A 21,883-nucleotide genomic window follows, 5' to 3' on the forward strand; every position below is an offset into this window, starting at 1 on the left:
AAATCACTTCGCGCCCAGGCGTCCCGCCAGATAGCGGGCGAAGTCGTAATTCGGCCGTTCCAGAGGGCTCAGATGGCCAGGCTTCGCGAGTGGCGCGTGCACGCCGCGAAACACGGCCTCGACGCCGCGCCGGTCCTCGGCGTTGACTTCGTCGAGCAGCGTCTTCAGCGTAGCCATGTAATCGGCGGCCCGCGGATCGTCGACGAAATCCGGTGCGAGGCCTCCGCCGAAGCGGATATGCACGCGGCCGACGCCCCGCGGCTGCAGGATCAGATACCAGAAGTAGCCGGGTGTCAGCGTGATCAGGTGTGTCGGGTAGATCGCCAGCAGCGCGGTGGTACGGCGCCAGTGCCCTTGCAGGCGCGTGTTGGCGGGATGCGCGTTGCCGATCGGCAGCGATGCTTCCTTGGTGATCCAGTGATAGTTGAACGCAGGCAAGCCCGGCGGACATTCCATTTCTTCGAGCTTCGAGTGCGGCCCGACCGTTGCGCGATGCAGCATCGGCAAGTGGTAGCTCTCCATGAAATTTTCCGCGAGGATCTTCCAGTTGGTGTCCCACACGTGCTCTTCGTGGAAGGTCTCGACGTAGTTGCTCATGCCGTACGGCTCGATCAGCTTCGTCAGCCCGGACAAATGTGATTCCACCGAAGGCGCGTGCGCGTTGAGCGTTACGTAGATCCAGCCTTGCCACGTCTCGCAGCGCACGGCAGGCAGCTTGTATTGTTCCTTGCAAAAGCCCGGCTGCCGATCCATCAACGGCGCGCCCGCGAGCGAACCATCGAGCGTGTAGTTCCATGCGTGATAGGGGCACACGATCCGGCGCACGTTGCCGCGCCCTTCAAGCAATACCGACATCCGGTGCAGGCAAACATTCGAGAATGCGCGCAACGCACCGCTCGCATCGCGCAGCACGAACACCGGCTGGTCGTCGATTTGCGCGGTCAGATAGTCGCCGCTCTGTGCGAGCGCGCTCGCGCGGCCCACGCACAACCACTCGCTGCGAAACACGTCGCGCCGTTCGAGCGCGAGAAACGCCTCCGACGTATAGACGGCCGGCGGCATTGCGTGTGCATCCCCGAACGGACGCTCGCAGTTCTCGCGCAGGGCGCGAACGATGTCGAGCTCAGCGTCCGTCGACTGAAGAATGGCTGACATAGGGGGCCCCCCATCAGTGTGTGCATCCGATGAGCACCAATCTAACAATCCAAATTGCTAGGTAAAATATTGTTTTTGCATGCAGTGCATAGCTCAAGCCTATGCCGAGAGGCTTTCCGGGCCGCTAACCGATGTGGAGGCGCCGAATATACGTTTCACAGAATGCCGAGAAGCGCTTCACAACCTCGCGCGGCTTGACGGCGCCCGATAGTGCGATGCCAAGCGTCGTCGCATTGACGCTTTCCTTGAAATGTTTAATCACGAAGTCTTCGCCGTCCACTGTTCGGGTCGACTTCAGCGGGAAGTTGAGTATGCTGTAACCCAAGCCGTTGGCGACCATGCCACGCACCACTTCAGGCTGTGACGACCGGAAAGCCGCGGTAGGGCGGCTGCCGACTGCGTCGAACAGCGCGGAGAAGTACTCGCGGCTATGCGGAAGGTCCAGCATCACATAGGGCTCGGGCAGCAGATCGGCCAGCGACACTTTGCGGGCCCGTGCAAGCCTGTGTGTTTTAGGCAGGATGACATACGGTGGCAGCGAAAGCAGCGGGGTAAACGCGATTCCATCGGCGATATCGAGGCTGTAGGTCAGCGCGATATCGAGCGAGCCGTCGTGCAGGCCGCTCAAAAGCGTGTCCTGATGCGCTTCCGTCGTACGGAAGGTGACCGCCGGATAGTCCCGCACGAAGCGGCTGATGATGCCTGGCATCAGCGGCGGAGCCAGCGACACCATGCAGCCCAGCGAGATGGAGCCCGACATGCCGCCGTCGATTTCCTTCGCGGTCAGCTGCAATTCTTCGGCGTTCTGAAGCAGATTGCGCGCGTGGCCGAGCAGATCGCGGCCCGGTTGCGTAAGCGACAGCCCGCTGGCGTGATGGCGGATGAACAGTTGGACGCCGAACGATTCCTCCAGATCCGCGAGCGACGTCGAGATAGACGGCTGCGAAATGTGCAGGCGCTTTGCCGCGGCGGTGAACGAAAGCGTCTCGGCCGTGACGACAAAATACCTGAGCTGACGCAACGAGTAGCGTATCGAGTTGCCGTCCATCAGTTGCTCCGTGTTCGGTCGAGCCGATTGTCGCTCGCCAATTGTCGATTGCATAGCGAAAAACGATGCAAAGCATTTTTAAAATATAGTTTTTGTTGCCCGCCGCGCGGCGTACATTCTGTCCGACCGAAGAGAGAGTGTGACCTGAATCCAGAGCGCTTTTCAGAAGGAGAAGGCCATGTCGGCTGAAAAATTGTCGATCGACACGCTGGTCATAGGCGCGGGTCAGGCTGGCGTGGCAATGAGCGAACACCTGGGCAAACTCGGCGTACCCCATCTCGTGCTGGAGCGCGACCGCATTGCCGAACGCTGGCGTACCTGCCGCTGGGATTCACTGGTCGCCAATGGTCCCGCCTGGCACGACCGCTTCCCTAATATGGAGTTCGAAGGACTCGATCCTGATGAGTTCGCCGCCAAGGATCAGGTCGCCAATTACTTCGAGGCCTATGCGCGCAAGTTCGATGCGCCGATCCGCACGGGCGTCGAAGTCACGAGCGTCGAGCGTCTGCAGGGCCGGGCAGGATTTACGGTCGTAACGTCCGACGGCACGATCGAAGCCCGTCGCGTGGTCGTTGCGACGGGGCCGTTCCAGCGTCCCGTCATTCCTCCCATCGCGCCACAGGACGTCGAGCTCACGCAGCTTCATTCGGCCCACTATCGGAACCCGGCGCAGCTGCCCGAAGGCACGGTGCTCGTGGTTGGCGCTGGGTCGTCCGGCGTGCAGATCGCGGACGAACTGCAACGCGCGGGCCGCAAGGTTTATCTGTCCGTCGGTGCGCATGACCGTCCGCCGCGCGCCTATCGCGGTCGCGATTTCTGCTGGTGGCTCGGTGTACTCGGCGAATGGGACAAGGAAGTCGCCGTGCCGGGACGCGAGCATGTGACCATTGCCGTCAGCGGCGCGTACGGCGGCCAGACCATCGATTTTCGCAGGCTCGCTCATCAGGGCATGACGCTGGTCGGCACGACGAAATCGTTCGCGAATGGCGTCGCGACCTTCGAACAGGACCTCGCCGCCAATCTGAAGCGTGGCGACGAAAACCTGATGTCGCTACTGGACGCGGCCGACGACTACGTCGAGCGCAACGGCGTGGACCTGCCGGAAGACCCCGACGCACGCCTGATTCCACCAGACCCGGAGTGCGTGACGCATCCGCTCCCGGAACTGGATCTGAAGAAGGCGGGTGTGAGCACGATCATTTGGGCCACCGGCTATGCCGTCGATTTCAGCTGGCTGCACGTGAACGCATTCGACGATAAGGGCAAGCCGCAGCATCAGCGCGGTGTATCGAAGGAACCGGGCGTGTATTTCCTCGGCTTGCCGTGGTTGTCGCGGCGCGCGTCGTCGTTTATCTGGGGCGTCTGGCACGACGCAAAGCACATCGCCGATCACATCGTCACGCAGCGCAAATACCTCGCGTATCGCGACGCGTCGCAGCGTCTGCAGGACGCGCGCGGCGTGCATGGCGCGAATCCAACCGATACCGCGTGCGACGAATCGCACGCGCCGAAGACCAAAGAAGTGGGAGTGAACTGATGCCTACGCATACCCGCATCCGCATGTTCAATACGAAGGATACGTACCCGAACCAGTCGCTCGATAACGATCTTTGCCAGGCGGTTCGCGCGGGCAATACGGTCTATGTGCGCGGCCAGGTCGGTACGGATTTCGACGGCAACCTGGTCGGTCTCGGCGATCCGCGCGCGCAGGCCGAGCAGGCGATGAAGAACGTCAAGCAACTTCTCGAGGAAGCGGGCAGCGACCTGTCGCATATCGTCAAGACGACGACTTACATCACTGATCCCCGTTATCGCGAGCCGGTGTACCAGGAAGTCGGCAAGTGGCTGAAGGGCGTGTATCCGATTTCGACGGGGCTGTGCGTCAGCGCGCTCGGCCAGCCGCAATGGCTGATGGAAATCGACGTGATCGCCGTGATTCCGGACAACTGGAAGCCATCCCAGGCGTGAGGAGCTAGCCATGACATTCTCGATCGTCGGACGTTGCGGCAAGACCGGTCAGCTCGGTATCGCGATCAGTTCGTCGAGCATTGCGGTGGGTGCGAGGTGTCCGTGGGCGCGCGCGGGCGTCGGTGCGGTGGCGACGCAGAACGTGACGCAGCCCGCGCTCGGGCCGCAGATTCTCGATCTGCTGGAAAGCGGGCGTATCGCGGCGGATACGGCGCTCGAACGGGCGCTAGGCGCGAGCGAATGGAGCGAATACCGGCAGGTGACGGTGGTCGACAGTGAGGGGCGAACCGCGATGTTCACCGGCAAGGAAGCACTCGGCGTGCATCACGCCGTCGCGGGAAATCAGTGTGTGGCAGCGGGCAATCTGCTCGCCGGCAAGCCGGTGATCGACGCGATGGTGAAAGCGTTCGAGAGCGCACAAGGCGCGCTCGCCGATCGTTTGCTGCACGCGATGCATGCGGCCGCCGAAGCTGGCGGAGAAGCAGGGCCCGTGCATTCGGCGGCTCTGAAGATCGTCGATACACACGTCTGGCCGATCGTCGATCTGCGTGTCGATTGGGCCGACGACGATCCGATCGGCAAACTTGCCGCGCTTTGGCAAGCGTATCGGCCGCAGATGCGGGACTACATCGCACGCGCGTTGAATCCAACCGCGGCGCCGAGCTACGGAGTGCCCGGCGATGAGTGAGTTGTCGAGCCGTGCGCTGCTCGGACGGCTGATCGGTTTTGCGACTGTCAGCCGCGACTCCAATCTGGAACTGATCGGCTTCGTGCAGCAATACCTCGCGGATCCAGGTGTGGACAGCGAGCTGTTCCATAACGCCGAGCGTACCAAGGCGAACCTGTTCGCCACGATCGGTCCGCGAGAGCGTGGTGGCACCGTGCTGTCCGGGCATACCGATGGTGTGACGCGATGTTCGCTCGCCTCGCTGAACATCTCAAAAGCGTGAGGTAGCCTGCGCGTCTGCGGTGCAAATCGGGCGTGAGCCATCCACTAGCGGTTCGAGCACCCTGGAAAGCTCCATGGGCTCGCCGGGCCGCGTCTGTGCACCATGCAGCGTCGCCGCAGCCGCAATCATCACACACAATGCGGCCACGCTCGATAGCGCGGTGCGCGTCAAGGTCTGCATGCGCAACCGGCGAAGCTGCTCTGACGAACGTCGATCGCCCCGCGCCGCGTGCTGTTCGTGCTGTCGATGCTCTTCCTGTGCTTCCTGCTCGGCCTGCGAAAAAAGCAGATAGGGACTCATCGTCGTACCGAGCACGGCCATCAGCATTGTGACGAAATCTTCTTTCCATTCGACGTGCGGCACGAGCGAGCGCAGCACGACCGTGTGCCACGGCACATCGACGATCAGCAGCACGCCGGCATACGCGAGCATCGGCAGCATCAACCATTTGAGCACCTGCGCATAGCGCGCATAGGGAATGAACCACTGCAACGCAATCGACGTGCAACCGCATGCGAGGGCAAGCAACCAAAGCGGCCCATGAGTGAAGCGTTGCACGACCGCGGCCATCGCCATCACATTGACGGCGATATTCAGCGTGTTCGCAATCACGAACCGCGCCACCGCCAAATAGAAGAACACCGGCGAATAGTGCGCGCGCATGTTCGCCGTCAGGCCATGTCCGGTGACGGCGGCGACACGCGCCGAGACCAGCTGCAACGCGACCATCGACGGATACGACAGCACGCAGGTCCACAGCAGGTCGTAGCCGTACCACGCGCCCGCGAGTGAATATGTGGCGATACCGCTGGGATCGTTATCGCAGCCGAGACTTGCCAGCCCCGGCCCCAGATCGGCGGCCCACGAGCGGGCGGGCTGCGACGAGGCAGCGTGCGTACTACCTTGTGCGGCGCGGGGCGCGGTGCTCCTGTCGGGGGAAGAGTGCATTCGCCTGACCGTCGGGAAACCAGGGATGCTGTAGCGCTCGCACGAAACGTTCCTTCGTCGATTCGTTTCGCGGCACACATATTGGCACACACATTCAGCGGATGTGACGCTATCGGGGGCGACTATCAGGACTCCCTCAGGCTGACGATACAATGTCACATCTTCAACCCGCGCCGACCAGCGCGAAACGCTCGTCGACCGCGGCGAGCGAACGACCAGTCTCCGCGATAGCTCCCCGCAAGTGAGGTCTCAATGCCCACGCGTCTTTTCCGCGCTGCGGCGATCGAAACGGATTCAAAGCGGTGAATGACACACTCGGCCATACTGCACCGCAGCTGACTCGCTGCGTTTGCCTGAATTCCCGACCTGCTTCGGTAGGGATGCTGGATGTGCCGGACAAAGTGAGAGTAGCGACGAGCCGCTGAAGAAAATCGCTGGAAAGGAGAAATCTTGAAAAAGACAGGATTCACGGTTCTGATCATGACGCCTTGCACGGGCGCGCACGCATCGGACTACGCTGAGGTCTGGAATCCACCAGAGGCACGCGCGAACATGCTTCGAGTGACGACTCGCGCCGCATCCGTCAGGGTCGTGCGCTAATGGAAACGATCGACTACGACGGGTACACGTTGTGGGGGCATGCCATCCTTCAGCAGGAAGGCGAAGGCATCCTGCAACCGGAGCGCTATGCGGCGAGCGGAACCATTACGCGAGGCGGAAAGCTGATCGAAGCATCAGGCATTCTGGGACTATTCGATAGCGAGGAGGAAGCCCACCATGCAGGCCTGGATTGGGCGCGCGCGTGGGTGGATGCTCATGGATGAGCTTGCGCTTGGCAGGGTAGTCGAGAGGCTTGGAGCCGTTGCTGTTGGTGGGCCGGGAGGACGCGCCAGCGGATCGACTCAAACTACGCTTCCCGCTTGCTGCGCCCATACAGCAGCAACATTGCCGCTATCACCGCGCCGTAGATGATCTGACGTCCCGCCTCGGGCATCTGCGCGACTGAAAGGATCGACTGCAGCAGCGTGATGAGGATCGCGCCAGCCACGGTGCCGAGGTATGAACCTCGTCCACCCAGAATCGATGTGCCGCCGAGCACGACTGCCGCGATCGCCGGCAACAGGTAGGCATCGCCCATCGACTGCGCTGCCTTCGACGCATAACCGGCGAGCAATACGCCGCCGAACGCGGCGAACGCGCTGCACACGGCGAATGCGGCCACGGTCACGAGCCGCGTATTGATGCCGGACAGATACGCCGCGCGTTCGGTATTGCCGATCGCGTACAGCGTGCGGCCGAAGGTCGTACGCGACAACAGGAACACCGCGGCGCCGCCGATCACGAGCCATAGCGCGACGGCATTCGGCACGCCCGGTACGAGCCAGCCCGCCGCGAGCCATCGCATCACCTGTGGCGCGGAATCCTGCGGCGACGATCCGCCGGTATAGACGATCATGATGCCCTGTGCGACCGCATTGGTCGCGAGCGTGGCGATCATCGACGGAATGCGCAGCAGCGCAACGAGGATGCCGTTGACGACGCCGATCAGCACGCCGCAACCAATCCCGACCGGTATCGCGAGGATCCGTCCGAGTTCGCCGTGCCCCGCTACCGCGCACGCCATCATTGCGCCGACGGTGATGGTCCACGGCAGCGACAGGTCGATGTGGCCGAGCAGGATCACCATCATCAGGCCGGTCGCGATGATGCCGAGGAACGCGCCGACCTTCAGTTGCAGCAGGATGTACTCCGGCGACGTGAAGTTGCGCGAATACATCCCGCCGACGAGCAGCAGCGCGACGATGCACGCGAACGCGATCACGATCGGTTTGTCGATTCTGCGCGCGAGCCTCGACACGAACGTGGTCCGGCTGGTCGCTGAAACGTGGCTCATTGAAACCACTCCAGACGGTTGCGTACCCTGAACAGCCCGCATGCGCCGATCGCGACAGCGAGCAGAAGAATCACACCCTGGAATAGCGGCTGCCACAGCGCGTCGACGTTGAACACGAACAGCAGGTCGCCGATCGAGCGGAACGCGAATGCGCCGAAGATCGCGCCAATCGCGCTGCCCTTGCCGCCGAGCAGCGACACGCCGCCTATCACCACCGCGGCGATCGAAAACAGCGTGTACGAGTTGGCGCTGCCGAGGCTCGCTTCGCCGGTGTCGGTGAAGAACGTCAGGAATAGGCCGCCGATCGCAGTGAGCAGGCCGGCCAGCGTATAGCTGGCGAACTTCGCGCGGCGGATCGGCATGCCGGACAGAAAAGCCGCGGGTTCGGACGAGCCGGTCGCGTACGCCGCGCGCCCGACCGCCGAGCGTTTGAAAGGAATCCAGACGATCAGCGTCGCCGCGAGCAGAATCAGCAAGCTCGCCGGCAGGACGCCGGCGACCTTGCCGGTCAGTGCGTCGGCGAGGTCCTCGTTGATCGAGCCGCCGGGCACGGGGCGCAGCAGCAGCGCCAGGCCGTAGTAGACGGCGCCCGTCGCGATCGTCGTCACGATCGGCTGCAGCCGGCCGAAAATGATGATCACGGCATTCAGCGCGCCGCACAGCGCGCCCGCCGCGAGCACGCCGGCGATGCCGAGCGCGCTGTGCAGCGGGCCGCCCGTGACGATCCACGAGCCGATGCAATTCGTCAGCACCAGTGTCATACCGATCGACAGGTCGATGCCGGCCGTCAGCACGACGAGCGCTTGCCCCATCGAGACGAGCGCGAGCAGCACCGCCTTGTTCGCTGCCGTCTGAAACACGTTGGCCGACAACGCCGACGGATAATTGACCAGGTAGATCGCGAACATCAGCACGAACAGGCCGAACGCGAACACGGCCCCGCGATTCTCCGCATACCAGTAACGCAGCCCGCTCATAGCGCGACTCCCGTGGAAGGCGAAATCTGTCCGACGGGCAGGTCCAGTGCGCTGGCAATCAGGTTCTGCTCGGTGATCGCCGAGCCGACGAGCTCCTTCTTGATCCTGCCTTCGTACAGCACGAGCACGCGGTCACAGCAGCCGATCAGCTCGTCGTAGTCGGTCGAATAGAACACGATCGCGGCGCCTTCGTCGGCGAGGCGCCTGAGCAACTGATAGAGCTCCTGCTTGGTGCCGACGTCGATACCGCGCGTCGGGTCGCTGAGCAGCAGGATCCTCGGGTGCCGGATCAGCCACTTCGCGATGACCACCTTCTGCTGGTTGCCGCCCGACAGCGAGCTCACGGGCGCGTCGACGCTGAACGACTTGATCGCAAGCAGCTCCATCATCCGGTCGACGAGCGACTGCTGGCGGTCGCGATCGATTACGCCGGCGGTGGACATGCGATCGAGCGCGGCAAACGACAGGTTCTCGCGTACCGACATCGGCAGCATCAAGCCTTCGGTCTTGCGGTCCTCCGGTATCAGCGCCATACCGATGCCGTTGGCACGCGCGGCCAACGGACTGCCGATCGACACGGCTTTGCCGTCGATCTCGATCTTGCCCGCGCACCCGCGCAACACGCCGAACAGCGCCAGCAGCAGTTCGCGCTGGCCTTGTCCGTCGAGGCCGCCCAGTCCGAGAATTTCACCGGGCTGCAACGAAAAGCTGATGCCTTGCAGCGTGTCGTTCCACGCGAGATCCCGGCAGGCGAGAACCGGAGCGGCGCTGCGGCCGTCCGCGGGTTTGGCCGGAAATGCATGCTGGTACTTGCGGCCGATCATCATTTCGACGACCTCGTTGTCGGAGCGCGTGCCCGCCTCGAAGCTCATCACATGACGACCGTTCCGGTAGACCGTGCATTCGTCCGCGAGCGCCTTCACCTCGTGCATCCGGTGCGAGATGAACAGCAGCGCGAGCCCCTCTTCGCGCAGGCGCTTGAGCACCTCGATCACGCGCGCGACGTCGGCCGCGGTCAGCGCCGAGGTGGCTTCGTCGAGGATCAGAATGCGCGGCGCGTGTGCCAGCCCCTTCGCGAGTTCGACCATCTGCTGGCGCGACAGCGGCAGGTCCCGGACCTTTGCAAGCGGATTGATGTCGGCGGCGCCCGCCCGGGCGAGCGCCTCCTCGGCCTGGCGCCGCTGGGCCCGGCGGTCGATCATGCCGAAACGTCGCGGCGGGTGCGAAGCGAAGATGTTGTCCGCCACGCTCAAGTCGGGGATCAGCGACAGTTCCTGATAGACGCAGACGATGCCGGCCGCGTTCGCCTCGGCCGGCGACGCGAACGAGACCCGCCGGCCATCGAAGTGCATCGTGCCCTCGTCCGGCTGTACGACGCCGGACATCACCTTCAGCAACGTGGACTTGCCCGCGCCGTTCTCGCCGAGGATCGCGTGAATGCGGCCCCTGCGCACCGTGAGCTCAGCGTGATCCAGCGCGACGGCGCCGCCGTAGCTTTTCGACACGCCAGACATCTGAAAGAACGGCTGCTCTGCATCCTGCAGCATGCTTCGTCTCCCGTCACATCCCGGCCATCATCCGATCACTGGTTGCCCTGGCTCTGCTTCATGATTTCCTGCGCAGAGAAATTGATGCCGCAAGTCGGAAACGAGTTGCCGACGAAAAAGTTGTCGGAGTCGTTCGGGAAATAGTTGACGCCCGCCTTCAGCTTCGAATCGTCGGTGACGTCGAGCGGCAGCTTGATCGAGACCGGGATCGTCTGGCCGTCGAGCGCGGCGAGCGCCGTCTTGATCGCCACGGCCACCTGCGCGGGACCGGTGCCCGCCGACGTACACTTCAGGCCCTGGCTCCCATACTGCGCGCAGAACTTCCGAAAGCCGTTCTCCGTCTCGCCGCCGAAAGGCACGAACGGATGTTTCGCATCGATCATCGCGCGCACGACTCCCGTGTCGCCGCCTTGCGCCGAAATTCCATCGAAATGGCCCTGCACGGCAATCGCGTCGGCGGTGGCCTTTTGCGCGACCCCGTCGTCCCACTTGCCGTAGACCTGGACGACATTCCACTTCTTGCCGGTGTCGTCCAACGTTTTCAGGAAACCATTGTGCCGGTCCGTGTCGACCGACGTGCCCGCCACCCCGCGAACCTCGAGCACCTTGCCTCCGTTCGACAGGTGGCTCGCGAGCCACTTGGCCCACAGCACGCCGAGCCCGTACTGGTCGACGTTGACGTTGATCGCGTCTTCGCTGTCGAGGATGTTGTCGAACGCGATCAGCACGACGCCGGCTTTCTTCGCGCGGCGAATCGCGGGGCCGAATGAGGCGGGATTCTGCGCGTCCACGATGACCGCGTCATAGCCGGCATCGATGAAGTTGTTGACGGCCGAGATCTGCGCCGGCACGTCCTCGCCGGTCGAGACGACCTTGAATTCCTTGAGCTTGGCGGCGACGGCCGGCTGCGCCGTGTAGGCCTTGGCCGTCTTGATCATCTGGATACGCCAGGTGTTCGCGATATAGCCGTTCACGAGTGCGATCCGGTAGGGCCCGTTCTTCTTCGGATACTTGATGAACTTCGTGTCGCTCTTCCAGGGGACCATGCAGGTTGGATCGCTGGACGGTCCTGAAACGAACGATGCCTGCGCGAAAGCCGCGCTTGCACACAGCGTGAATGCCGCGGTCGCCGCCGCTCGAAGCACCTGGATTCCTGAAAGCATGTCGTCTCCTTTTTGTTGGATTGAACTTGCCGATTGCCGGCGAACATGGCGGCCATGGATCGCCGCCGAATTCTGTGCGTGAAGCAGGGAATCTTGCGGAATGTGCTGCAGCGGGGCTGACTCGGACTCGCCGAAGCAGCGCGATGACCTCTTCAACGGCGCCGCCTCGAAGCGAAACGAAGGGCCGGGGCGAACGCAGTCACGTCTGACAGTACTGGCATACCAATCCGCGCGCGATAGTGGTTTACCACGGCGTCGCGGGAGGATTCGAGTAGTCTGAAACTGCTGCTGTACTGCTTCGATGGGCGGCAAACGCGGCGTCAGGCCGATGCAGGCTGACGCCGGCAATTGGTGTACCATTTTGGCGAACTCGAGCCAATCCTTGGGCGGCTTCGAAGCTTTCGGGAATCCTGCATGGCCGATCTTTCGCACACGCCAACCGGCCGCGCCGCCGATGAGGACGCGACCGACCGTTCCTATGTCGGGCTCGCGAAGCAGATCTACGATCTGATCGTCGCCGGCGACGTCGGGCCGCGTGAGCGCCTGCCTTCCGAGCGCACGTTGGCCGAGCGTTTTGGCGTGAGCCGCACGCAGGTGAGGGAAGCGATCATCGCGCTGGAAGTGCAGGGCGTGGTCGAGGTCCGTGTCGGCTCGGGCATCTATGTGGCAGAAGCGCCGCAGGCGCACTCCGCCATGTTTAAACTGCCGCACGGACTGGGCCCGATCGAGACGCTGCGCGCGCGGGCGGTGATCGAAAGCGGGATCGCGGCCTTAGCCGCTACGGAGCGCAAAGATTCAGACCTCGACCGGCTCTTCGCCGCGTTGCGCGCGATGCGCGAAAACATGGACGACAAGGCTGCGAACGAGGCGGCCGACCGTGATTTCCATCTGGCGATCGCGCAGGCGACGGGAAACGAAATGCTCCGGCTCGTGGTGACAGCGATGTGGGACAACTCCCGTGCCGACCCGTTGTGGAAAAAGATCGAGGAGCACTTTCATACTCCCGCATTGCGGGCGGCGTCACAGGATGACCATCAGCGCATCTTTGCGGCCATCATGGCGCGAGATGCGACCGCCGCGCGCACGGCGATGCAGGCGCATCTGGCGCGCGTGGTCGGCGAGTTCACACGAGCCTGGCGTTAGTTAGACCATGTTCTGCGGTGCGCGCAGCAAGCTGCAGCGGCACCGCCCCAATCCGTTCGCCTTCAGCTCGGTCACGGCTCTGATTCATCGCCGGCAATCTGGTCGAGGAACCGCGCCAGTCGTTCGGTATCGGCGCGCGTCCAGCCCTCGGGAGGCACCACGCTGGCCCAGCCGTTGACGTAGTCCTCCGACGAGTAGTTGTGACCAAAACCCGCCGGCACGCCGAGTTGGTGAATCAGATCGCCCACCGCCTGCACGCCCGAGACGATGGGAAACCAACGCATGGCGTCAGGCACGTCGAAGCCACGTGGGCGAGCCAGCCATTCGGGCGGCCACCAGAACGCACTGGCACTCCAGAACACGGCCGGATCGGCCGGATGCTGAAGGTACACGATTCGCGGGGCCGGCCAGTCGGTGTCCAATGCCACCTGATGCGGATCGCGGTTCAAGAACCGTACCGAACGCCCCCCATCGAAGATCGGCTGCCAGAAGGGCGACCCGCTATCGCGCTCGCGAGTGAGTTGCGAATGGATCGGGTTGCTTTGTTTGGCGCCGACGATCAGCACGCCATCCGTTCGGGCCATCATGTTGGCCACCGAGGCAGAGGCGTCTTTCCCGACGAAAGGCGCTTCCACCCCTGCGGCGCCGAGACTCTTGCCGAACAGAACGAGCTTTGGCCGTCGTTTCGGCGGGAGCATCGACCATCGGGCGCGAACCGCGTTGAAGAGCGTGACACCCGCCTCGTTCGCGAGACCAGCATCCATGAAAATGGCGAGTCGGCTAGGCAGGAAAGAGTATTGGATCGCCACGATCGCCGTGTCGCCACCGTGCAGTTGCTCCAGCGAAGCCGCGGCTTTGGGGACTATCCAGCCCGTGCCGGTGGGTATCCACACGACCAGCACTTTCCGCTCGAACCCGCCGGCGCGCTCGAGCTCGCGGACCGCAATCTGCGCACGCTGCTCGAGGGAGTCCGCGGAACGCACTCCCACGTAGACCCTCACCGGATCGACCAGTCTCGCATCAGTCCCGTGGAACTCCGCGAGCTCTTGCGTGTTTGTCGCTGTCGCCACGAAGCCGCGCCCCATGCGGCCCAAGGTGTCCCATGCGACGAACGACGTGCTGCTGCCGGACACCGCCGGCGACGTGGGGGCCACGATTCCCTCGGTCGTGTTCTCGTTCACCCGCCCGTGGACGAAGTTGGAGACCGTGGTGAGGGCGGGAAAGGCCACTCCGCGAGCGAGCGCCATGCCAATCACGATGATGAGCAGCGCTGTTGCCGGCACCGAAACGATCGGGGGCACGTGGCCCTGGATGACCTGCTTCACTGCGGCGACACCGCGGGCCGTCAATCGCCCGATGACTACCAGCAACACCGCGCTCAACGGCGACAGGACGATCACCAGCACGGCGTCGAACCAGGCGATCGGCGCCATCCCCATGAAACTACGCTGCTCGTTCTGCCAGCCGAGCCATAGCTTCGAGCCAACGAATAGTGCAATGAGCCACGCCGCTGCCAGAACGATCCAGCTGCGCCGTCGGATCTCGCTGCCGGCCACGCGCCCCCATCGCTCCAGCAGCCGATGCACGCCGCGGCCGACCAATGTGCCTATCCCATAGCCGATGGCCAGACAGAACGCGCCGACCACAGTTTGCGTTCCCCACGACCGCGGAATCAGTGTCGGCGTCAGTGACTGCCACCAGAACACGAGCGCGAGCAGCGAGCCGCTGAGCGTCGGCGTCCAGGACGTGCTTCGAAGCCCGGCGGCTACCGGCTCATGGGAGTCCCGCATGCGTGCTCGCTCGGATTGGCACAACTCGCACCTCGTTTCCGCGGGTCACCCGCAAAGGAGTTGATGACGCGACCAGCCTTGATTCAGACTCCGCCAGGAGGGCAGTAATGGAAGATGCCGCCGCATGATCAACCACGACGATGTTTTCCTGATTACCGCGCGCAGCGCGACACATGGGGGCAGCGGGATGGACGGGGCTGCTCCGATCTCGTGCGATGTTTCTCCCGCGTCGGAAAAACGTCAACGATAAACCGGCCATGCGTCGCATTGTATTTACCTTTCTGTCCCCCGAACAACATCGTCGCTCTGCGCGCATCGTGTTCAAACATCGATGAACCGGCCTGTCGGTGGCGACGTCGCCCGAGCGAGGGCTGTACGGAGCTTGCGCGCACGCTGCTTGCTCGTCGCGCTGGTCGCTACCCGGTGGCACGATCAAGCGGTTCGAAACCCGCTGGTTGAATTGACCGTCGCAAACCAAGCCGAATATCTGGAGCATTGCCGACGCTACGCAGTTGACCGGCAGGGCAAACAGGCCCGATAGCGAGATGGTGTTGCGATTGTCGCAAGACTTCCAGGAAGACCCGGTATCGCCGGTCGCTTCTGTCTGCCGCACGAAGCTCGAAGGGATCATAGGCAAACGCGGCGACGCGCCATACCGCTCCGAAAGGGCGCGCCGGCGCGAGCCATTAAAAAACGTCCTGGCGCGTTGCGGGCCGAGCGACCGCGTCGCGGAGCCTGCGCCTTTGAGAAGGCGTCGACAACATCGAATCGACAAAGGTGTGCGCCCGATTTTCTCCATACTTGAACGCTTCATGCTCGGTCAGAAAATCGAACTGTTCCGGAAAACTCAGCAGTTCCTGTTCCGGATTGCCGGGCAACGTCACAGTCCATGACACGCGATAACGGCGATATTTGCCACCGAGCCAATGCGTCTTCGATAGCGTAACGTTCACCTCGATATTGCAGCCGCGATACGGCGCATATTCCTGAATGGACATCGCTTTTCTCCCACAACTGAACGCTTGCCACGTACGTCTGCGTTGCCGGCGGTTGCGCGCGGCCTCCGGATCGGCGCGATAGTCGATCTCGTCCGCGACCGGGACATAGACGCTCGCCCCGCTGGTCGCGCCGTTCGGCCGCGAAAAACGCGCAGCCCATGGGTGTCTCCGTTATGCATTTCGTATTGACGATGCACATCGAGCAACGCGCGTTCCCGCCCGGCAACCATCGTCTCGGCCCGCAGCGCGGCTGCGCTCGTGGCCATTCCCCCGATCTTCGTGACGCGGCGCTCGCGCACCGGCTGAACATCAAGGCGATTCAGGTGGCGGAACGGGACTTCCAGGTCGCCAAACGCCGCAAGGCGCGAAACGAGTTCGTCGATACGTGGGTCCGTCGACGCGTTCGTGGAAGAGGGCATGCAGCCGGCGGAACCAGGATGGGGTACGCATGAACGGCATTGGCCTGCGGACGCGTATCGGCACGGGTTCGGTAGCGATGCGGCAAGTCATCGACCGCATGCGCAGGCGCATGACGGGCATTTTTCCGCAGCTCGACGGCGTGAACATCGACTATGCATGGGGTGGCTTTGTCGACGTCACGATGAACCGCGCGCCGGATCCTGGTCGTATCGGCGACAACCTCTACTATGTGCAAGGCTTCTCCGGACATGGGCTGGTGTTCGCGGGAATGGCCGGCAAAATTCTCGCGGACGCGATCGGCGGCGACGCTTCCCGATTCGACGTATTCAGCCGCATCAGGCATCGACGGTTCCCGGGCGGCAAGATGCTGCGCACCCAGGCTTTGATTCTGGGCATGTGGTACTACAAACTGCGGGAACTCATCTGAGCGCCTGAGGAATGAAGGGTCGATGGCTGCGCCCCAAAGCAAGCCGGTGATCGGCGAGGCGCGTCATCTCCGCTTACGAAAGCGCGCGGGACACTCAGCCGGCCACGCCGCGCCGACGGGCTCGATCGACTCGACGGCACCCGGTGATCAAGGCCCGGGCAGGAACTGGACGTCTCCGTACCAGGCGCGTGTCGTGGCACCGGTATTGTCGGTATCGGTCAGCAGCCCGTAGCCTGTGATTCGTCCTGGCGGTTCGTGAAAGACCCGCTCATAGTCTTGCACGATATTGCGGCGCAGGCTTAGCCACTGACCCGCATCGCCAGGCAGACCGGAGACCACGATCATCTGTACGCGGTTCGTGCGAGGGTTGGCAATGACGGTACCCGGCGCGGCGGTGGTCGACCACACGTACATCAACGTGGCATAGGGCAGATCTTCGCCACTCAGTTGCTTGGCCAGCCCCATCTTCGCCCGGTCGAAAAGCGACAGCTTGCTCTTGTCTCCGGCAAACATGAACACCAGCCGCGCTGGCGCGTCTTCCTTCGATGCCACGCGGTTATCGGCGCCTTCGATCGGTCTATCCGCTTTCCAGCGCCATGCCACGACGGGAGTGCGAGCGAGGTCGATATCACCCTCGTGCATCAGCGCGGAAGCAGAGCGGTTCGCGTCCGCCTGCAGCACAGTGGTGTGGTCGTCGTGAACGAGCGTGTATTGCGTGATGGGCTTGCCGCGCACGACCGGCATGTTCTTCCAGCCCGCGGGCAGCGATGCGCCGGGCTCGATCGAGGAAAAGGCGATACCGGGCTTTTCGTCCTGGGCACGGATGGGTGGCGACAACAAAAGAAGCGCGACGCATGCGGCGATCCAGGCTGACGGGGCTGTTCGTTTTTGCGCTCGGCGGCGCGAGGCAAGATGCATGGCAGGTCGCATTCGTATTTTGGATAGCGTCCATTGTAATGGGCTCCTCGGGCGACGTTTCAGGGGAGCTTTCACGCCGGCGGTTGAGGTTCTGTTTGCTGCGTCGTAGCGTTTGCATGACGAGGCTCGCAACGCGCCGCGCGGTATTCCCGTCGCGTCGTGCGGCGCGCGAGGGGTTTGCTAGCAATGACCGTGGTCGCCGCCACTCATCACGGGCGTCAATTTCCCACATATTGGGGAAACTCCCTGGCTCATAAAAATCGTAACCCGAATTAACAAAGTTAGAATGGCTGCTCTAAGACAGCTTCAGACCGTCTGCCTGGCCAACGGCCCGGTGTGGGAACGACCTTCACGAATCGCACTGGCAGCGATCGCCGTGTCCGCGAGAACCTGAGAGATATTCCGTGAGCAGCCCAAAACAGATGCCATTTACCCTATCCGTTCCGACCGACGTGTCGCAACTGCCCAACCAGTTTCTCGCCGGTTATTGCGCGCTGATACGGCTGAACGTGGATACATACAGGTCCGCGGTCACGGGTGCCGCGCTGCACTGGGAAAGCGTATTGCGCGCCCAGACGCCTGAACAGTTCCTCAGACGTCAAGCGGATGTGATGCCTTGGCTTACCCTGCAGTTCGCCGGATACACCCGCGGCTGGATGGATATCGCGTCTGAAACAATCAGACCGTGCCACGCCGGCGGCGATCACGACGACGAGCGTGAGCTCCACGAGGACACCAGGCCCGCTGGACTGCCGGCCTGCGCAACGGGCGTCGGAGCGATGATGCGCGCGGCCGTGCCGCCGGAAGTGCAGCCGGACGGCGTGTCCGTCGCCGAGGCACAGGTCGGGGAAATGGTCCGTGCCTTTCTCGAGCGCGTCGAAAAGGCGACGCCTGACACGGCGGAACGACGAGGTCCGCCTCGCACACGTCGCTCGTCAACCCGATAGGCGACGAGCTTCCACCAATCCTGCCGGGTCCGGTATTCGCGTGCTGCCGATGCGGCCGTGGCCGGATCGGGTCACCCGTTCCTTCGCTCCCGCCATGAGGTAAACGACATGTTGAGCCCGCACGAAGTGGCCACGTTGTTGCTGTTGAAGGATGCGCCTGAACGAATTGATTCGGATCGGGCAGAGCTTGGCGCGCTCCGCGAACTGCAGTTGATTGCGAATGAGCCAGCTGGGCCGGGCTTCCGGTTACCTCGCGTGACGCCGCGCGGCGACGCCGTGCTGCGAGCGTTCGCACGGGTCCGCTGACCGGTGCGCAGACAACGTATCTGACGACCTACATACGTTGGGTGGCCGCCTGCGCCGCCGCTCGGCAATCGTGTGCACGAACAGCTTCGCCAGTGACTGTCGCTGAGCACCGCAGCGCGCAGCGGGGACTTCGTCACGGTCGCTATTCACACCACCATTCTCCCCGCGCGGGGAACGAGTTATGCGACAGCTCGAATAGGGGCCCGGGGTGCGATATGCCAGATTCTCGGTGAAAAGTTAACGGGAGAGTCGCAGCTGCGGCTCGATCTCCGAAGTGGACGCAAAAGTCTATTGCTGCCGCTTCAAAGCGACTGACACTACGCTCGCACCAGCTTATGAAATATCTCGCCCGGGCTGCCGCACTTGCTGGCCTGGCCATCGCGGTCTGGCTCGTCTGGCACGCCGACGCGCAGAAGGTGCTCGGTTTGATGCGCGCGGCCGGCGCCGGGCTCGCGCTTGCAGGGATGGTCCACATTCTGCCGATGCTCGCCAACGCGAGGAATTGGCAAATGCTGATGCGCGGCGCGATACGCCCGAAGCTGTTCGCGGTACTGCGTCTCGTCTGGATTCGGGAGTCCGTGAACGGCATGTTGCCCGTTGCCCGAGTGGGCGGTGAAGTCGTGACGTTTCGCATGATGCGCAAATGGGGCATGGAGCCTGCCCCAGCCATGGCGAGCCTCGTCGTCGACCTCCAGCTCACGCTCATCAGCGAAATGCTGTTCGCCATCGCGGCCATCGGCTATCTGATCGCCCATGCCGGCTCCAGGGCGTTGCACCTCGCAGCCAGGCTCGGAGGCGGCATCGCCATTCTGGCGGTTCTGCTGCTGGCGTTTTCGTTCGTGCAGCGAGCGAGTCCGTTCGCGCGGCTCACGAAATTTTTCAATCGCATCACGAGCGGCAAGTTCCGCTCGCTCGTCGGCGAGTCGGTGCGCATCGATCAATCGATCAGTGAGCTCTGGCATCAGCCCGGCGTCATCATCCGTTACCTGCTCATCTGGCAATCACTCCAATGCATCGCGACGGCGCTCGAGCTATGGCTCGCGCTCTATTTTCTGTCGGCAAAAGCAGGTTTCCTGCAGGCAGTCGTACTCGAGTCGCTCATCCAGGCGCTCAGTAGCATCGCGTTCTTTGTGCCTGGCGCACTCGGCGTTCAGGAAGGTGGATTTCTGCTGATCGGCACGGTGCTTGGCTTCCATCCGCAGCTTTGCCTCGCGCTCACGGGTGCGCGCCGTATTCGTGACATCATCGTCTTTCTGCCTGGACTCATCGCCTGGCAGGTGGAGGAGTGGCGCGACAAGCGGCGACTTCGTACCGAGGGAGGTCGGGGCCCGAATCATGATGCGAGACACAGGAAAACATGATGCGGTCATGGTGTTCGGCGCCTTCGATCGCCACAACCTGGGTGACCTGTTGTTCCCTCACGTCGTCGCAAAGCTGCTTGCGTGCGACGACGTGATCTTCGCCGGGCTCGTGGAGCGCGACCTGCGCGTCCACGGCGGCCACGCTGTTCAGGCGCTCGCGCAACTGGCCGCCGAACGCGGCAAGGATCGTGTGCATATCGTGCACGCAGGCGGCGAGATCCTGACTTGCGGCGACTGGGAGGCGGCGGTGATGCTGCTGCCGTGGGACCAGGCACAGAAGGTCATCGCGCGACTGGAAACGCACAACGACGAGCGACGCGCGTGGGCACGTGCGCTGACGGGTCTCGATGCGCTTGCCCCCTACATGACGTCTCGCGAGATGTTTCCCTGTGCGTCGAGCGTCACTTATCAAGCGGCCGGCGGCGTCGATGTGGAGGGACTGGATCCCGGGATGCGGGCAGAAGTCCTGTCGAAGCTCGCGCAAGCCGACGACGTCAGCGTGCGTGACATCCACACCCAGAACGGGCTCGCCGCAGCAGGCATTCTCGCGCGGCTCGTGCCGGATCCGGCGGTGATGGTGACGGAGCTGTTCGGCGCGAACATTCGCGCGTGCAGGGAACGCAGCGGCGTGGCGGATTTGCAAAGGGCGTTTCCCGAGGGGTATGTCGCCGTGCAGTTCAGTGCGGATTTCGGCGACGACGCAACGCTCGGTGTGCTTGCGCGCGAGCTCGATCGCGTGTCGAACGAGAGCGGGCTTGGTATTGTTTTCTTTCGAGCGGGTGCGGCGCCCTGGCATGACGATATGGCCTGCTACGAGCGGGTTGCGGCACGGATGAAGGTCTCACGTACGCAACTCTTCCGTTCGCTGGAGATATGGGACATCTGCGCACTGATCGCAGACGCCACGGCCTACGCGGGAAGCAGCCTGCACGGACGGATCGTCGCGCTGGCGTGCGGCTTGCCGCGGGTGAACTTCTTCCATCCGGCGCGCGCGAACGACACGACCAAACAGTCCGCGTTTGCCGCGACGTGGGAGCCAGCGTGCGTGCCGGGCAGCGTCGGGATCGAGGCACTTTCGCAAGCAATGCTCCATGCCCTGACGATCGACCGGACGTTGCTGCAGCGGACGGCCACACACCTCGCCGCTCGCTATCGCGAGGGATTCGCGCAGACGCGAGCGGCAATGTGTTGTGCGTGAAATGCAGGGCCTCGCGCGACGAGCGGTGTCGGCGCGGTCGTGTAATCTCGCGAAGCTCGATCGTTCTTTGCTCAGCCCACGTGTACGAGCGAGCGTGTGGTGCGAACCGTGGGCGGCCGGTCGCGCAGCAGCAGTGGCATCAAGCGCCGATTGGCTGTCTGCGCCGCCCATTCGCAATACGCGGGGCTGCCGAGCACCCAGCCGTTGAGCGTCGACTGCATCAGGTTATTGATCTCGCGTTCGTCGACAGGCTGTGCGCCCAGATCGCGATAAGCCTGGTGGCGCTCGAACGGCGTATTGCCGAGCGCCCGGTACAGTGGATGGTCCTTGATGAACCTATCGACACGCAGCCCGATGTGGTGCGCGCAGCTCGACCACGGGTAGTTTCCCGGCTCGGCCGCCAGGCCATTGCGCACCGGCGCCTGATCGATGATCTGGCTCGCGAGCAGGAAATACCGGTCGGGCTCAATCACTGTCGCCCGGTACTCGCCACGCCATTCAGAGACAGCAGTTCGGCCTTTGCGGACGTTCGCCGTTCAGCCGCCGTGCGGCGGTTGCATGTCGCTTTGCTGTCGTTGGCGATGGGGTGCAGTCGGATGTCGGCTTGCGGGAACTGCCAATGAGTCTTCACGACCCCTATGCGCAGGTCGCAACTATGCGCAGACGGTCATCGCGAGCGCTGCCAGCCCCTTAAGGGGTGCGGTAGGAGCTGGCGAAACCTACGC

Annotated in this window: 20 protein-coding genes and 3 pseudogenes; 13 read left to right on the forward strand and 10 right to left on the reverse strand. The window is 63.3% G+C overall.

The annotated features are described in order from the left end of the window. Positions 1 to 3: 3 nt before the first annotated feature. Both HDG33_RS08815 and HDG33_RS08820 read right to left on the reverse strand, forming a co-directional pair. Positions 4 to 1,155: an SRPBCC family protein gene (locus tag HDG33_RS08815; RefSeq protein WP_184024150.1), complete on the reverse strand. Its 1,152-nt coding sequence runs from the start codon at positions 1,153 to 1,155 to the stop codon at positions 4 to 6. Between the two features lie 124 nt (positions 1,156 to 1,279). Next, the gene (locus tag HDG33_RS08820) at positions 1,280 to 2,203 is read right to left on the reverse strand and encodes a LysR family transcriptional regulator (protein ID WP_184024153.1); all 924 of its coding nucleotides are present in this window, start codon (positions 2,201 to 2,203) and stop codon (positions 1,280 to 1,282) included. A 178-nt stretch (positions 2,204 to 2,381) separates the two neighbouring features. Between HDG33_RS08820 and HDG33_RS08825 the strand changes: the two genes are divergently transcribed. The 4 genes and pseudogenes from HDG33_RS08825 to HDG33_RS08840 form a co-directional block, all read left to right on the forward strand. Continuing rightward, positions 2,382 to 3,740: an NAD(P)/FAD-dependent oxidoreductase gene (locus tag HDG33_RS08825; protein WP_184024156.1), complete on the forward strand. Its 1,359-nt coding sequence runs from the start codon at positions 2,382 to 2,384 to the stop codon at positions 3,738 to 3,740. Further along, positions 3,740 to 4,171 (forward strand): RidA family protein, encoded by a 432-nt coding sequence (locus HDG33_RS08830; protein ID WP_184024161.1) that lies wholly within the window; start codon positions 3,740 to 3,742, stop codon positions 4,169 to 4,171. The genes HDG33_RS08825 and HDG33_RS08830 overlap by 1 nt, the downstream gene beginning before the upstream one ends. Positions 4,172 to 4,181: 10 nt before the next feature. Next, positions 4,182 to 4,859 carry a DUF1028 domain-containing protein gene (locus HDG33_RS08835; protein WP_184024164.1) on the forward strand — a complete coding sequence of 226 codons (678 nt, stop codon included), beginning with the start codon at positions 4,182 to 4,184 and terminating at the stop codon, positions 4,857 to 4,859. Continuing rightward, positions 4,852 to 5,079: pseudogene (locus HDG33_RS08840) on the forward strand (acetylornithine deacetylase); the annotation flags it as partial. The gene HDG33_RS08835 and the pseudogene HDG33_RS08840, both read left to right, overlap by 8 nt. Positions 5,080 to 5,109: 30 nt before the next feature. Here the strand turns inward: HDG33_RS08840 and HDG33_RS08845 are convergent. Further along, entirely contained in the window at positions 5,110 to 6,069 is a 960-nt protein-coding gene (locus HDG33_RS08845; RefSeq protein WP_260330369.1) for an NRAMP family divalent metal transporter, read from the reverse strand. 599 nt (positions 6,070 to 6,668) lie between these two features. Between HDG33_RS08845 and HDG33_RS08850 the strand changes: the two genes are divergently transcribed. Next, the gene (locus HDG33_RS08850) at positions 6,669 to 6,893 is read left to right on the forward strand and encodes a hypothetical protein (protein ID WP_018422453.1); all 225 of its coding nucleotides are present in this window, start codon (positions 6,669 to 6,671) and stop codon (positions 6,891 to 6,893) included. A gap of 83 nt (positions 6,894 to 6,976) precedes the next feature. On the opposite strand, the gene HDG33_RS08855 is transcribed toward HDG33_RS08850, so the two are convergent. From HDG33_RS08855 to HDG33_RS08870, 4 genes are read right to left on the reverse strand one after another with little or no spacing between them, the layout of a single operon-like run. Continuing rightward, positions 6,977 to 7,963, reverse strand: a complete 987-nt coding sequence (locus HDG33_RS08855; protein WP_184024166.1) for an ABC transporter permease — start codon at positions 7,961 to 7,963, stop codon at positions 6,977 to 6,979. Further along, a complete protein-coding gene (locus HDG33_RS08860; RefSeq protein WP_184024169.1) occupies positions 7,960 to 8,940 on the reverse strand; it encodes an ABC transporter permease in 981 nt (326 codons plus the stop codon). The genes HDG33_RS08855 and HDG33_RS08860 overlap by 4 nt, the downstream gene beginning before the upstream one ends. Beyond that, positions 8,937 to 10,487, reverse strand: coding sequence for a sugar ABC transporter ATP-binding protein (locus HDG33_RS08865; protein WP_184024172.1), 1,551 nt, complete (start codon positions 10,485 to 10,487; stop codon positions 8,937 to 8,939). Before HDG33_RS08865 ends, HDG33_RS08860 begins: the two co-directional genes overlap by 4 nt. Positions 10,488 to 10,522: 35 nt before the next feature. Beyond that, positions 10,523 to 11,650: a sugar ABC transporter substrate-binding protein gene (locus HDG33_RS08870; RefSeq protein WP_184024175.1), complete on the reverse strand. Its 1,128-nt coding sequence runs from the start codon at positions 11,648 to 11,650 to the stop codon at positions 10,523 to 10,525. Positions 11,651 to 12,064: 414 nt separating this feature from the next. On the opposite strand from HDG33_RS08870, the gene HDG33_RS08875 reads away from it, so the two are divergent. Continuing rightward, positions 12,065 to 12,793 (forward strand): FadR/GntR family transcriptional regulator, encoded by a 729-nt coding sequence (locus tag HDG33_RS08875; RefSeq protein WP_184024178.1) that lies wholly within the window; start codon positions 12,065 to 12,067, stop codon positions 12,791 to 12,793. 71 nt (positions 12,794 to 12,864) lie between these two features. Here HDG33_RS08875 and HDG33_RS08880 read toward each other — a convergent pair whose 3' ends face one another. Beyond that, positions 12,865 to 14,583, reverse strand: a complete 1,719-nt coding sequence (locus tag HDG33_RS08880; RefSeq protein WP_260330370.1) for an alpha/beta-hydrolase family protein — start codon at positions 14,581 to 14,583, stop codon at positions 12,865 to 12,867. A gap of 557 nt (positions 14,584 to 15,140) precedes the next feature. On the opposite strand from HDG33_RS08880, the gene HDG33_RS08885 reads away from it, so the two are divergent. The 3 genes and pseudogenes from HDG33_RS08885 to HDG33_RS08895 all read left to right on the forward strand — a co-directional run. Then, positions 15,141 to 15,476, forward strand: coding sequence for a hypothetical protein (locus tag HDG33_RS08885; RefSeq protein WP_184024181.1), 336 nt, complete (start codon positions 15,141 to 15,143; stop codon positions 15,474 to 15,476). Positions 15,477 to 15,739: 263 nt separating this feature from the next. Further along, entirely contained in the window at positions 15,740 to 16,033 is a 294-nt protein-coding gene (locus HDG33_RS37230) for a hypothetical protein (protein WP_260330371.1), read from the forward strand. Positions 16,034 to 16,092: 59 nt separating this feature from the next. Then, positions 16,093 to 16,428: pseudogene (locus HDG33_RS08895) on the forward strand (NAD(P)/FAD-dependent oxidoreductase); the annotation flags it as partial. A gap of 147 nt (positions 16,429 to 16,575) precedes the next feature. Here HDG33_RS08895 and HDG33_RS08900 read toward each other — a convergent pair. After that, positions 16,576 to 17,346, reverse strand: a complete 771-nt coding sequence (locus HDG33_RS08900; RefSeq protein ID WP_184024184.1) for a DUF3047 domain-containing protein — start codon at positions 17,344 to 17,346, stop codon at positions 16,576 to 16,578. A gap of 404 nt (positions 17,347 to 17,750) precedes the next feature. Between HDG33_RS08900 and HDG33_RS08905 the strand changes: the two genes are divergently transcribed. From HDG33_RS08905 to HDG33_RS08920, 4 genes are all read left to right on the forward strand, one after another. Continuing rightward, positions 17,751 to 18,293, forward strand: coding sequence for a phasin family protein (locus HDG33_RS08905; RefSeq protein ID WP_311548232.1), 543 nt, complete (start codon positions 17,751 to 17,753; stop codon positions 18,291 to 18,293). Between the two features lie 108 nt (positions 18,294 to 18,401). Beyond that, complete coding sequence (locus HDG33_RS08910) at positions 18,402 to 18,599, forward strand: hypothetical protein (RefSeq protein WP_184024187.1); 198 nt, start codon at positions 18,402 to 18,404, stop codon at positions 18,597 to 18,599. Between the two features lie 335 nt (positions 18,600 to 18,934). Next, entirely contained in the window at positions 18,935 to 19,960 is a 1,026-nt protein-coding gene (locus HDG33_RS08915) for a lysylphosphatidylglycerol synthase domain-containing protein (RefSeq protein WP_184024204.1), read from the forward strand. Positions 19,961 to 19,967: 7 nt separating this feature from the next. Further along, the gene (locus HDG33_RS08920) at positions 19,968 to 21,158 is read left to right on the forward strand and encodes a polysaccharide pyruvyl transferase family protein (RefSeq protein ID WP_184024208.1); all 1,191 of its coding nucleotides are present in this window, start codon (positions 19,968 to 19,970) and stop codon (positions 21,156 to 21,158) included. A 71-nt stretch (positions 21,159 to 21,229) separates the two neighbouring features. On the opposite strand, the pseudogene HDG33_RS08925 reads toward HDG33_RS08920, so the two are convergent. Next, positions 21,230 to 21,694, reverse strand: a pseudogene (locus tag HDG33_RS08925) (transposase); the annotation flags it as partial. Between the last annotated feature and the right edge of the window lie 189 nt (positions 21,695 to 21,883).

The organism is Paraburkholderia sp. Cpub6, from assembly GCF_014201065.1.
GTDB lineage: Bacteria > Pseudomonadota > Gammaproteobacteria > Burkholderiales > Burkholderiaceae > Paraburkholderia > Paraburkholderia tuberum.